This window comes from Epilithonimonas mollis (assembly GCF_900142325.1).
Taxonomy (GTDB): Bacteria; Bacteroidota; Bacteroidia; order Flavobacteriales; family Weeksellaceae; genus Epilithonimonas; species Epilithonimonas mollis.
On record NZ_FRAM01000002.1, the window covers coordinates 341646 to 353941 of the forward strand.

A 12296-nucleotide genomic window follows, 5' to 3' on the forward strand; every position below is an offset into this window, starting at 1 on the left:
AGCAGTTTTTTTATTTTGTAATCATTTCAAGCATCACTTTTGCTACTTTTGTGAATTGAAATAAATTAAGTCAATGAAATCAATTATATATTCTGTCATTTTATTTTTTACATTTTGTAGTTTCGCAAAATCCCAGGTTACAGTTCATAAGTTAGTGTCGGTTGGCTATGCTTATCAGAATCAGAGTTTTGGAGAAGTGGGAGGAAAGTTACTTTTTCTAAAAAATGATGATGTCATTTTTCGGACAGGCCTTTCTGCATTGATGGGTTCTGTCAATAATAAATGGGCAATAATGCCAAAGTTACAGGCGGATTTTCTTCTCAATTTTGAAAAAAATGTAGATGTCTATCATTCTTATTATTTCGTGGCTGGAGCGGAAGTTACTACCAAATATATTGCGCCCAAAGTCGGATTCAGCCTTTTTGGTATTGTAGACCTGATGGGAGGCTACGGATTTTCACTTGATAAAAATGGGATCAAAGAAAAAGAACTGAAAGGTTTCAATGTCAATTTCACAATAAATATTCCAATTGTCCTCATTAATGATTTAACAAAATAGTTTTTTTTGAATCAAATTAAATAAAAACTAAAGTTTAACGTTTTATTAACGTTTTGTTTAGTCTTTTTTATTATTTTTACAGACCTAAAAATTGCGTATAGAAAAAATCTACTCTTAAAAAAAATAATAACAGAATCGACACTGTAAATTAGTTACAAAAGTAACTAACTGACGTCTTGGTTCAAAAAAGTAAGAGTAAAGTTATGAAAACGCACACCGATAGCAAACTCATTTTGCAATATCAGAATGGTGATGAGAAGGCCCTTTCTACACTAATCAACCGACACAAAAAAGATCTTTTCACATTCATCTTTTATAAGCTGATGGATGAAGACCTGGCCAATGATATCTTTCAGGACACATTTATTAAGATCATTGTCACCCTGAAAGAAGGACGCTACAAAGAGGAAAACAAATTTATTCTCTGGGCCAAACGTATTGCGCATAATCTTATCATCGATCACTTTCGCCTGCAGTCCAAAAATATCAAGATATCGGAAACGTCTTTCGAGAATGAAGAATTTTCAATTTTTGATATCATCAAAGAGCCGGAAAATAATATCGAAGACAGACTGATTGCAAACCAGATCAATGAGGATCTTCTAAAAATGCTGGTTATGTTGCCGGAAAACCAGCAGGAAGTCATCAAACTAAGATTTTTTGACGGTCTCAGCTTCAAAGAAATAGCCGATCATACCGATACAAGCATCAATACCACGCTTGGACGGGTGAGATATGCGTTGATCAATCTTAGAAAAATAATGGAGGAGCATAGAATAATTTTAACGAAGTAATATAATAAAGATTTTTTTTTGGCGTTATTGTTGTAAAGTTTTTGCCTATGAAAAAAAACGACACTTTAACAAAAAAAGCTTTGGCTCCTAAACAAGAAATAATCGATTTTTTGCTGAACTATTCCAAAAATCTTCAGCCGATGAAAACTAAGATGAAAAAAACGATTTTGGTTTCTAAGAACTAATTTTTTTAGATTAAATAATTGATTTTATGACTGAGCTTTCCTACGTGGATTAAAAATTTGATTAGATTTGTGCCTTATGAAAAATATAAGGCACATTTTTTTTGACCTGGACAATACACTTTGGGATCACCGCAAGAATGCATACCTAACCATCAGAGATTTATTTTCAAAACAGCAAATTGCAACACAGTATCGGATCGATTTTGAGGAGTTTCATTCCGCATATCATATCATTAACGAAAGACTTTGGGAACAGATCCGAGATGGTGAGATTGATAAAGATTATCTCAGGAAGCACCGTTTCTATGACACATTCTTAAAGTTTGGTGTAGATGATGCAACGCTTGCTGACTATTTTGAACATCATTTTCTGGATGAGATACTTAATTATAATGAGTTAGTTGCTGGCGCTATCGATTTGTTGAATTATTTGAAATCCAAAGATTACAAAATGCACATTATTTCCAATGGCTTCCAGGAAGTGACGGAAAGGAAATGTATTTTGTCAGGGATTTCCGGTTTTTTTGAAACGATTACCAGTGCAGATTCTGTCAATATCAGAAAACCAAGACCGGAGATTTTCGAATATTCTTTGGGCATTGCCAAAGCGGATAAATCTGAAAGTATCTTAATCGGAGATGATTGGATTGCTGATGTAAAAGGTGCTCAGAATTTCGGAATCGATGTGATTTTCTTTGATGTATTGGATGAAAATCCGCAGGAAGTCGGATTGAAATTCATCAAACATTTGTCGGAAGTAAAACAATATTTATAAGAAATGCCTTTCATAACTGAAAGGCATATTTTTAGTCTTTTATTTTGGATTAAATTCCCAAACTTTCTCTCACTCTTTTGATTGTTTGATTAGCGATGACTCTAGTCTTTTCTGCACCTTCCTGAAGCTTTGCTTCAAGCTCATTCAGATTGTTCATGTAATAATTAAAGTTTTCTCTTTCCTTTGCAAACTTCGTCAGGATCAAATCTAATAGTTCTTTTTTGGCGTGGCCGTAACCGTAATTGCCAGCAAGATATTTCGTTCTCAATTCCTCAGTTTGTTCCGGAGTTGCGATCAGTTGATAAATGGCAAATACCTTATCAGTTTCAGGATTTTTAGGTTCTTCAAGCGGTGTAGAATCGGTTTCTATGGACATTACCTGCTTTTTCAGTTCTTTTTCTGGCAGGAAAACATTGATAATATTCCCTCTGGATTTTGACATTTTTTGTCCGTCAGTTCCGGGAACATATTTGGTATTTTCCTCCAGCTCAGCCTTTGGCAAAACAAAAACTTCGCCCATTTGATTATTGAATCTTGAGGCAACGTCACGTGCAATTTCCAAATGCTGCAGTTGATCTTTTCCAACAGGAACAATTTCCGCATCGTACAACAAAATATCTGCAGCCATTAAAATCGGATAAGTAAACAATCCGGCGTTCACATCTTGCAGACGGTCTGCTTTATCTTTGAAAGAATGCGCTAAAGTCAATCTTTGGTAAGGAAAAAAGCACGACAAATGCCAGGATAACTCGCAGGTTTCCGGTATATCGCTTTGTCTGTAGAAATAAGTTTTCTCCGTGTCCAGTCCACAGGCAAGCCAGGCTGCGGCAATCTCATAAGTGTTTTGTTTCAGTTCTTTCGCATCTTTGATTTGCGTCAGAGAATGTAGATTCGCTATGAACAAAAACGATTCGTTCTCAGTTTTTTTTGATAACTCGATGGCGGGAATGATGGCTCCCAAAAGATTTCCGAGATGCGGTGTTCCGGTGGCTTGTATTCCGGTCAGGATTCTGGACATTAATATTTAGATTTTAGATTTTAGAAAAATTTCATTTTGTAAAAATACAAAAGTTAAGATTGGAATCAAAGGTGTATCATTGAAACTTGGTTTATTGAATTTTCAATCTTAGAAAAAACTTTAAAAAGTTTATCCTCGTCTAATTTTCAACAATATTAAATGTAAAACAAAAAAGGACTGATATCCACAGAAAATCAGTCCTTTTTATTTTTGATAATTTCATAATTTAAAAATCCAATCCGTTCGGAAAAGCTTTTTTTCTAAAGATATAAAGAAATAATGCACCAAGCGTTATCGAACTGTCAGCAACATTGAAAATATATTTAAAGAACTCTATTCTGTTGCCGCCCAAAACAGGAACCCAGTCTGGCCAGGTTGTATCTACCAACGGGAAATGCAGCATGTCGACCACGCAGCCTTTCATCAGATCCGAATAACCGTGGCCGAATTGCGTCAGTCTGGAAATCCCGCCATAGTCGATCCATCTTCCGGATTCAGCATCATAAAACGTTCCGCTGTCGAAAATGATACCATAAAAAATCCCGTCAAAAACATTCCCGATTGCGCCGGCAAAAATCATTGCCATTGGAATGATGAGATAATTGGAAGCGCCTTCCTTCAGCCATTTTTTGAACAGCATCACCATCCCGATTGCCAGAACAATTCTTAGAATAATCAGCATGTATTTCCCCCAGAGTCCGCCAAAATGCAGGCCGTAAGCCATTCCAGGATTTTCTACAAACGTTAGCTTAAACCAGTTTAACCCAAACACGTTGATGCTCTCACCAAGAAAAAAATGTGTCTTGATGTAGATTTTGGAAAACTGATCTAATAATAAGATAAGAAAAGTGATAAGGATAATTTTTTTCATTACAATCCTTTAGGTTTATTAGGTTTTGGAAATTTTTTCTCGTTTCTGTCGTTGATTTTCTTTACGGTTTTCTGATTATGAAAATGATTTCTGGCGTGAAATTTTTCAAACTCGATGCCCATTTCCTTCAGTACGCTTTTCAGTGCTGTCAGTTCCATAGAGTTTTTCGGATGTACAATGATAGATTCCATTTTTTTGTTTTAATTAATTTTCTTTAAGGAAAATTTTTGCAAATGTAATTAAATTACTTACTTCTTAGACAATTCGTCCAGTCTTTTACGTTCTTTTTCCGTCAGGTCTTTCAGTCCGTTTTTACCGATTTTGCTCAGCAGCTGGTCAATCTCATCCTGTCGTTCTTTGCGTTTTGCATTATACTCGTCATCGATAGTATAATATTTTTGATCAGGTTTGAAAATTTTCCTAACAGATTTGTTTCTAGTCAGTAGAAAACCAATTAAAACGGCAAAAATTACAATAATTAAAAATATCATTATTTATAATAAGCAAAAAGTCCCAATTTCCAATTTTTAATAATCAGAAATTCGGACTTTGTAATTTGGTAATCAATAAGTTATCTCTGCATATTCTTAGCCTCGATGCTAAGCGTAGCGTGAGGAACAGCCTGCAGTCTCTCTTTTGGGATCAACTTTCCGGTTACCCTGCAGATACCATAGGTTTTATTTTCGATACGGATCAAAGCATGCTTCAGATCGCGAACAAATTTTTCCTGTCTTGATGCCAGAATAGCATTTTGCTCTTTGCTAAGCGTTTCCGCACCTTCTTCAAAAGCTTTGAAAGTCGGTGATGTATCGTCTGTTCCGTTATTTTGATTATTAATGAAGCTTTCTTTTATAAGACCAAGGTCGTTTTCAGCTTTTGCGATTTTATCTTGAATTAATTTTTTGAATTCTTGCAACTCAGCGTCGCTATATCGTAGTTTTTCGTCAGCCATTTTCCAGCATTTTAATAGTTCAACTTTTATTTTTGTATTTGGGCGTGTCCCTCGCCTCGCTATTCCAGCAGCCCGGGTCGCTACGTCCGCTTCTATCTTTTTGTTTTTCCGGAAAAACAAAAAGGATATCCGCTACCATCGCTCACGCATTTTTTTTCAGGTGACAAGAATAAAGATAAATATTGAAAATAACCCAGTTAAAAACTTCAATTTACAAATCCTTAATAAAAAAGTAATATGGATTATATTTTCTCAATTTTTACTTTGAATTTTTCTTCATCTATCTCTATTTCATCGAAATTCGGGAGTGAATTTACAAATTCTATTTTATCCGACAATACTTCCGAAGAAATATATTGCTCATTTTTATATATTGCTAGAAAATATTGTAGTTTATCATTCAATTCGTCCAAATCATCATCTGCGTTGATGCCAAATAATTTTAATTTATCCTTGTCTATATTCTGAATATTTCCACAGCTTTCCCATTCTTCAATCAAAAGTTCATTTGCACCCGCAATTTGTATGATAATTCTGTCAGTTAATTCAAAATTTTTGTCTTTTCTCAGATTCTGAATTCTGTTGATGAATTCTCTTGCGACACCTTCCGCCTTCAATTCATCCGTCAGTGTCAAATCTAATGCCACAGTCATTTTTCCTTCGCTTGCAACAGTCCATCCAGGGATGTCTTTAGTGGAAATTTCGACATCATTAATCATAATCTCATATCCTGAGATATTTGATTTTCCGGTTTTCTCCAGTTCAGCAATTTGCTCACCTGAGAAATTTGAAATCGCTCCGGCAACTGTTTTCATATCTTTTCCTAATCTCGCACCCAATGTTTTGAAATTCGGTTTGATCTGTTTTACAATCAAATGCGATGCTTCTTCCGCGTTAATGAGTTGTAATTCCTTAACATTAACTTCCTGCTTGATCAGTTCTGAAACTGCTAAAATCTGCTCTTCGGTTTTCTTATCCAAAACAGGAATCAACACTTTTTGGAGTGGCTGGCGAACCTTCACATTTTCTTTTTTTCTCAGAGAGAAAACCATACTCGTGATCGTTTGAGCCAAATGCGTTTTTTCAACCAGATCTGTATCGATCAGATTTTCATCTGCAACAGGGAAATCTGTCAGGTGAATAGAATTTACAGAATCCCTTCCGGTTACGTTATTCAAATCCTGAAACAATTGATCCATAAAGAATGGTGCAATGGGTGCAGAAAGTTTTGCAACCGTCTCAAGACAGGTGTATAACGTCTGGTAAGCAGAGATCTTGTCATCGCTGTAGTCGCCTTTCCAGAAACGTCTTCTGCATAATCTTACATACCAGTTGGATAGATTATCATTCACAAAAGTGCTGATTTCTCTCGCCACTCTCGTCGGTTCGTAATCTTCGTATAATGCCTTGACGTCTTTGATCAGAAGATTCAATTCCGATAAAATCCAACGGTCAATTTCCGGTCTGTTCTCTATTTCTTTTTCAGTATAATTAAATCCGTCAACATTGGCATACAAAGCGAAGAATGAATAAGTATTGTATAAAGTTCCGAAGAATTTTCTGCGTACTTCATCTATGCCTTCAATATCAAATTTTAAATTTTCCCAAGGATTCGCATTGGAAATCATATACCAGCGCGTAGCATCCGGCCCGTAAGTTGAAATGGTTTCAAACGGATCAATAGTATTGCCTTTGGATTTCGACATTTTCACACCGTTTTTATCCAAAACAAGTCCGTTGCTCATTACATTTTTATAAGCTACAGAATCAAAAACCGTTGTTGCAATAGCGTGAAGCGTATAAAACCAGCCACGCGTCTGATCTACACCTTCTGCGATAAAATCTGCCGGAAATGCTTTATTATTGTCAATTAGCTCTTTGTTTTCAAACGGATAATGCAACTGTGCATAAGGCATCGCTCCGGAATCAAACCAAACATCTATCAGATCGCTTTCACGCTTCATTGGTTTTCCTGATTCTGAAACCAAAATAATCTGATCCACAATGTTTTTGTGAAGATCTACTTTTGCGTAGTTTTCTTCGGACATATTTCCGATTTCGAAATCTTTGAAAGGATTCTGGGACATCATCCCTTTTTTAATTGATTCCTCAATCGCTAAGTAAAGTTCTTCTACAGAACCAATGATTATTTCCTCTTTTTTATCCTCGGTTCTCCAGATCGGCAACGGAATTCCCCAATATCTTGAGCGGGAAAGATTCCAGTCGTTGGCGTTTTTCAGCCAGTTTCCGAAACGACCTTCCCCTGTGGATTTTGGTTTCCAGTTGATGGTTTCGTTCAAATCGAACATTCTGTCTTTCACATCGGTTACTTTGATGAACCAGGAATCGAGTGGATAATATAAAAGTGGCTCATCCGTTCTCCAGCTGTGCGGATAGTTGTGAACATATTTCTCAACCTTGAAGGCTTTGTTTTCTTTTCTTAGTTTAAGTGCAATTCTCTCATCAACAGATAAATAAACTTTCAAATCTGCGATGATTGATTTTAAATTTTCTTTCTGAATATTGAATTCTGTTGCTTTTTCTGCTTCATTAAGATATTCAGACTTCACGTATTCATTTGCGAATCCGTAAGTTTCGTCTTTCACAACAGATAAGAATCGGCCTTGCAAATCTACCAGAGGAACAGGATTTCCATTGTCATCCAAAACCAACATTGGCGGAACTTCCGGTGACGCTTCTTTTGCCACTTTCGCATCATCTGCACCGAAAGTCGGAGCCGTATGTACGATTCCTGTTCCGTCTTCCGTTGTCACAAAATCTCCGGCAATCACCCGGAAGGCATTTTCAGGATTTTGATAAGGTGTAACGTAATCTAAAAGTTGCTCATATTTAATTCCAACCAAATCAGCACCTTTGAATTCGGCTAAGATTTGATAAGGAATGGTTTTGCTTTCTGAAGTATAATTGGCGAAATCTTCTTCCGTTCCTTCTACGAATTTCTTACCGAATTGTTTTCCAACTAAAGGTTTTGCTAAAACAATATTAATCGGTTCAAATGTATATTGATTGAAAGTCTTAACTAAAACATAATCGATTTTTGGACCAACCGTCAAAGCCGTGTTGGAAGGCAAAGTCCACGGCGTCGTCGTCCACGCTAAGATGTGAACATCACCAAAATCTTGTAAAAATGAAGGCAAAGTCTCCGGTAAAGTCTTGAATTGTGCAACAACCGTTGTATCGGTCACATCACGGTAAGCTCCGGGCTGATTCACTTCGTGTGAAGATAATCCCGTTCCCGCTTTCGGAGAATAAGGCTGGATGGTGTAGCCTTTATAAATCAGACCTTTGTTGTAGATTTGCTTCAAAAGCCACCAAACCGATTCCATATATTTTGGTTTGTAGGTGATGTACGGATTTTCCATATCTACCCAATACCCGATTTTCTCGGTCATATCATTCCAGACATCAGTGTAGCGCATCACGGCGTTTTTACAAGCTTCATTGTATTCTTCGACCGTGATTTTTTTGCCGATATCTTCTTTGGTGATTCCCAATTCTTTCTCAACACCCAGCTCTACAGGAAGTCCGTGCGTGTCCCAACCTGCTTTTCTGAAAACCTGTTTTCCATTCTGCGTTTGAAAACGGCAAAAAATATCCTTAATCGCTCTTGCCATAACGTGGTGAATTCCCGGCATTCCGTTGGCGGAAGGCGGTCCTTCATAAAAAACAAATTCCGGCTGTCCTTCACGGATTTCCACGGATTTTTTGAAAGTTTCGTTTTCTTTCCAAAATTCTGCAACATTTTTTGCAGTTTCTGTGAGGCTGAGATTTTTATATTCTTTGAACTTATTCATTTTAATCTGAGTGTCAGCAATTAATTAAGTTCGCAAATTTAGTGAATTTTGTGTTTTAAAAAACTTGAGGAATAGGATTAATTATTTATATTCGTTGTGGATTAAAATGAAAATATGAAAAAAAACTATTACCTGTACTCTTTATTGCTGTTTTTATTGTTGTTTTCATGTAAAGATGATGGCGATGTTGTTGAATCGTCAATTCCTGAGCAAACCGTAAAATTTGATATCAACACTGTTCCGTATGCCAAATTATCGGATTATTCCTTTTTTAAAGGCGATTTGAAAGATCTGACACCAGTTGCGAAAGTTTTACCTTATGAGCCCGCCAGTTCTTTGTTTACCGATTATGCCTCGAAAAAAAGATTTGTTTGGATGCCTCAGGGTACGAAAGCAAATTATGACGAAGATGGAAAAACGTTGGATTTCCCTGTGGGAACGACGCTGATAAAAAATTTTTATTACACAACTCTCCAGCCGAATAATACAACAAAAATTATCGAAACAAGGTTAATGATCAGAAAATCGACAGGCTGGATTTTTGCAGAATACATTTGGAACGACTCGCAGACTGAAGCTAACCTCGTAAGCGGAGAAGATTTTAACAGCGGCACTTCTCAGAATATTACTTTTAAAAAACCCAACGGCGAAGTTATCAATACAGATTACAGAATCCCTTCAGAAACAGAATGTTTTGCCTGCCACAGAGTCAACGGAAAATCTGTCCCGATTGGAACGAAGCCACAAAACCTGAACACCATTTATAATTATTCTACAACCAATATTAAGAATCAGTTACAAAAATGGGTAGATGAAGGTTATCTCACCAGTTATCCATCCACTATTGCTTCCACCGTAGATTATCACGATACAACTAAACCCGTTGAGATCAGATTGCGTTCTTATCTGGACATCAACTGTGCGCATTGCCACCAGGCTAATGCCAGATGCGATTACCGGGCTTTGAGACTTGCCTTTAACCAAACATCCAACCTTACCAATATCGGGGTTTGCCTGTCCGCTGCCGAACCGGTTAATTCGACTATAGAAAAAATAGTGGCACCAGGCAATTATAATAAATCCGTGATGCATTTCAGGCTGAAATCCGTAGATGAAAGCAACAGAATGCCATTGCTCGGAAGAACAATTGTCCATGACGAAGGAATAGCACTGCTACAGGAATGGATAAGCTCTCTACATCAAACTTGTAATTAAAAATACATAAAATGAAGAAAATTTTACTTTTCTCCTCTCTTGCTACACTCAATTTTGGACTGGCACAGACATCTTGTAATAACGCTGTTAGTGTGACAGCTGGGACATATACTGTTTCAGGAATCACAGGAACCAAAGCTCCTGCGGATTGTGGAATTGATTTCGGGATAGGGACTGCTGGTGCGTGGTACAAATACACGGCTACTCAGGATGTCAATGTCACAGTGTCTACAGTGATACCTGGACAGACAAATGATACCAGGGTGTTGATATTTTCTGGAGATTGTGCAGTTCTGAACTGCGTTACAACCAATGATGACTACTCCGGCTATTCTGCACAGGCAAGCTTCCGTGGTGTTGCGGATACAACATATTATATTGTGTTTGATAACAAGTGGAGCAGTGCCGGGTTTGAGTTCAAGGTGTCGGAATCGGAGGTGGTTGAAGACCGGCTGTCATTCACTTCGCAGTTGGTAGGTGAAGTTGCCGGCGAATACAATAACTGTATTGTTGATATGAATGGTGACTATCTGGATGACATTGTTTCTGTGGTCAATAAAACTAAAATTATTATTTCGCAACAAAAACAGGAAGGCGGATTTGATCACCTCACTTATACCATCCCGAATACTTTTGTAGAGCCTCAATGGAGTATTGCTGCAGGGGATTATGATAATAATGGGTTCAATGACCTGATTTATGGCTCTTCGAGTGGTATTACCTTTGTGAAAGCTAACATGATGGGGACAGGGTATACTATTGATAGAAAGTCCCAGTCCTATCTCACGCAACGGACTAATTTTGTAGACATCAATAATGATGGGAAGCTGGACGCATTTGTATGTGATGATAACGGCCCAAACAGATATTATATGAATGACGGAACCAATATGAACCATAACCGTGGCGGATTGGGCAATTTCCCATCTGGCGGGAACTATGCTTCTACCTGGACAGATTATGATAACGACGGAGACCTGGATTTGTTCATTGCAAAATGTGGTGAAGGAGGAGCCGGAGTCGGAGGAAATATTGATGAACTTTATTTAAATAACGGAAACGGAACTTTTACCAATGTCGCAGGTATAGCTAATCTGGCAGAAGCATCGCAAAGCTGGTCGGCAGCCTGGGGAGATTTTAATAACGATGGGCTGATGGACGTAATGATCGGAATCAACTCTGATACGGATGGACTCAATAAAGTGATGAGGAACAACGGTGACGGAACTTTTTCTGACGTGACTGCAGGCTCAGGTTATGAAAATATAATGGAAATGAGCCGGGAATATGTAACGTACGATTTTGACAATGACGGATTCCTTGATATTTTAGGAGCCGCAAATACCATTATGTTTGGCGATGGTAATTTTAAGTTTACGCCTAATGGCAACCCTTATGCTCTGGACAATTACCGCAGACCTGTCGGAGATCTGAATAACGATGGCTTTCTCGATATCCAAAACAGAAAATCAATTCTCATCAATAATGGTAATAGTAATAAATGGCTGAAAGTGACGTTGCAGGGGGTTCAAAGTAATAGAAACGGAATCGGCGCAAGGGTGGAAATATATGGTGTCTGGGGAAAACAAATCAGGGATGTGCAAAGCGGAACTGGTTTCGGAAATATGAGTACGCTCAATACGCATTTCGGAATCGGACAGGCAACAAAAATTGATAAAGTGGTGATAAAATGGCCATCCGGAAAAATGGATACGGTTAATAATGTGACACCGGGTACAACACTGCATGTTGTAGAAGGTTCCACTCTTGCGATCTCAGAAGCCTCAGATAAAACCGAATTGTTCAGTGTGTATCCGAATCCGGCAACTGACATCATCAGGCTTAAATCTAAAAAAGAATTCTCTCCTGTTGCAGCAAAACTTTATGATCTTAACGGAAAACTCGTTTTACAGAAAGAAATTATTAAAAATGAAATTTCTGTAAAAGCTTTGATGCCAGGAGTCTACTTGATTGTTGCCAATGACAGAAACGGAAATACTTATTCTCAGAAGATCATCAAAAAATAACATTCAGGCCGAAAGAAATTTTAAAATCAGCCTGAATAATTGTTGCTGTTAGAGACAAAGCTTTTCTCAAGATTCAAAACTAAGT

Annotated in this window: 12 protein-coding genes; 6 read left to right on the plus strand and 6 right to left on the minus strand. The window is 37.4% G+C overall.

Translation table 11 applies throughout. The annotated features are described in order from the left end of the window. Nucleotides 1-73 precede the first annotated feature (73 nt). The 4 genes from BUA97_RS09015 (at nucleotide 74) to BUA97_RS09025 (ending at nucleotide 2313) form a co-directional block, all read left to right on the plus strand. Nucleotides 74-559 carry a hypothetical protein gene (locus tag BUA97_RS09015; RefSeq protein WP_072997522.1) on the plus strand — a complete coding sequence of 162 codons (486 nt, stop codon included), beginning with the start codon at nucleotides 74-76 and terminating at the stop codon, nucleotides 557-559. 203 nt (nucleotides 560-762) lie between these two features. Next, on the plus strand, nucleotides 763-1353 hold the full coding sequence (locus BUA97_RS09020) for an RNA polymerase sigma factor (RefSeq protein ID WP_072997523.1): 591 nt from the start codon (nucleotides 763-765) through the stop codon (nucleotides 1351-1353). 47 nt (nucleotides 1354-1400) lie between these two features. After that, nucleotides 1401-1538: a hypothetical protein gene (locus tag BUA97_RS17140; RefSeq protein WP_175546188.1), complete on the plus strand. Its 138-nt coding sequence runs from the start codon at nucleotides 1401-1403 to the stop codon at nucleotides 1536-1538. A gap of 76 nt (nucleotides 1539-1614) precedes the next feature. Further along, on the plus strand, nucleotides 1615-2313 hold the full coding sequence (locus BUA97_RS09025; protein ID WP_072997524.1) for a YjjG family noncanonical pyrimidine nucleotidase: 699 nt from the start codon (nucleotides 1615-1617) through the stop codon (nucleotides 2311-2313). A 49-nt stretch (nucleotides 2314-2362) separates the two neighbouring features. On the opposite strand, the gene trpS is transcribed toward BUA97_RS09025, so the two are convergent. The 6 genes from trpS to ileS form a co-directional block, all read right to left on the minus strand. Next, nucleotides 2363-3331 (minus strand): tryptophan--tRNA ligase, encoded by a 969-nt coding sequence (gene trpS, locus BUA97_RS09030; RefSeq protein ID WP_072997525.1) that lies wholly within the window; start codon nucleotides 3329-3331, stop codon nucleotides 2363-2365. A 226-nt stretch (nucleotides 3332-3557) separates the two neighbouring features. Next, nucleotides 3558-4202 (minus strand): lipoprotein signal peptidase, encoded by a 645-nt coding sequence (locus tag BUA97_RS09035; RefSeq protein ID WP_072997526.1) that lies wholly within the window; start codon nucleotides 4200-4202, stop codon nucleotides 3558-3560. After that, nucleotides 4202-4393, minus strand: coding sequence for a DUF2683 family protein (locus BUA97_RS09040; RefSeq protein ID WP_072997527.1), 192 nt, complete (start codon nucleotides 4391-4393; stop codon nucleotides 4202-4204). The genes BUA97_RS09035 and BUA97_RS09040 overlap by 1 nt, the downstream gene beginning before the upstream one ends. A gap of 57 nt (nucleotides 4394-4450) precedes the next feature. Next, nucleotides 4451-4693 carry a DUF6576 domain-containing protein gene (locus BUA97_RS09045; RefSeq protein WP_072997528.1) on the minus strand — a complete coding sequence of 81 codons (243 nt, stop codon included), beginning with the start codon at nucleotides 4691-4693 and terminating at the stop codon, nucleotides 4451-4453. 80 nt (nucleotides 4694-4773) lie between these two features. After that, nucleotides 4774-5154 (minus strand): TraR/DksA family transcriptional regulator, encoded by a 381-nt coding sequence (locus BUA97_RS09050; RefSeq protein WP_072997529.1) that lies wholly within the window; start codon nucleotides 5152-5154, stop codon nucleotides 4774-4776. 242 nt (nucleotides 5155-5396) lie between these two features. Further along, the gene (gene ileS / locus BUA97_RS09055; protein WP_072997530.1) at nucleotides 5397-8969 is read right to left on the minus strand and encodes an isoleucine--tRNA ligase; all 3573 of its coding nucleotides are present in this window, start codon (nucleotides 8967-8969) and stop codon (nucleotides 5397-5399) included. 114 nt (nucleotides 8970-9083) lie between these two features. Between ileS and BUA97_RS09060 the strand changes: the two genes are divergently transcribed. Both BUA97_RS09060 and BUA97_RS09065 read left to right on the plus strand, forming a co-directional pair. Continuing rightward, nucleotides 9084-10184 (plus strand): hypothetical protein, encoded by a 1101-nt coding sequence (locus BUA97_RS09060; protein WP_072997531.1) that lies wholly within the window; start codon nucleotides 9084-9086, stop codon nucleotides 10182-10184. A gap of 11 nt (nucleotides 10185-10195) precedes the next feature. Further along, entirely contained in the window at nucleotides 10196-12211 is a 2016-nt protein-coding gene (locus BUA97_RS09065; RefSeq protein WP_072997532.1) for an FG-GAP-like repeat-containing protein, read from the plus strand. Nucleotides 12212-12296: the final 85 nt, after the last annotated feature.

What these genes read in the sequence shown, in the direction of transcription:
- ileS (WP_072997530.1), bottom strand. Translation starts at nt 8,969, where the DNA reads ATGAATAAGTTCAAAGAATATAAAAATCTCAGCCTCACAGAAACTGCA.
- trpS (WP_072997525.1), bottom strand. Translation starts at nt 3,331, where the DNA reads ATGTCCAGAATCCTGACCGGAATACAAGCCACCGGAACACCGCATCTC.
- BUA97_RS09065 (WP_072997532.1), top strand. Translation starts at nt 10,196, where the DNA reads ATGAAGAAAATTTTACTTTTCTCCTCTCTTGCTACACTCAATTTTGGA.
- BUA97_RS09020 (WP_072997523.1), top strand. Translation starts at nt 763, where the DNA reads ATGAAAACGCACACCGATAGCAAACTCATTTTGCAATATCAGAATGGT.
- BUA97_RS09060 (WP_072997531.1), top strand. Translation starts at nt 9,084, where the DNA reads ATGAAAAAAAACTATTACCTGTACTCTTTATTGCTGTTTTTATTGTTG.
- BUA97_RS09050 (WP_072997529.1), bottom strand. Translation starts at nt 5,154, where the DNA reads ATGGCTGACGAAAAACTACGATATAGCGACGCTGAGTTGCAAGAATTC.
- BUA97_RS09025 (WP_072997524.1), top strand. Translation starts at nt 1,615, where the DNA reads ATGAAAAATATAAGGCACATTTTTTTTGACCTGGACAATACACTTTGG.
- BUA97_RS09045 (WP_072997528.1), bottom strand. Translation starts at nt 4,693, where the DNA reads ATGATATTTTTAATTATTGTAATTTTTGCCGTTTTAATTGGTTTTCTA.
- BUA97_RS09040 (WP_072997527.1), bottom strand. Translation starts at nt 4,393, where the DNA reads ATGGAATCTATCATTGTACATCCGAAAAACTCTATGGAACTGACAGCA.
- BUA97_RS17140 (WP_175546188.1), top strand. Translation starts at nt 1,401, where the DNA reads ATGAAAAAAAACGACACTTTAACAAAAAAAGCTTTGGCTCCTAAACAA.
- BUA97_RS09035 (WP_072997526.1), bottom strand. Translation starts at nt 4,202, where the DNA reads ATGAAAAAAATTATCCTTATCACTTTTCTTATCTTATTATTAGATCAG.
- BUA97_RS09015 (WP_072997522.1), top strand. Translation starts at nt 74, where the DNA reads ATGAAATCAATTATATATTCTGTCATTTTATTTTTTACATTTTGTAGT.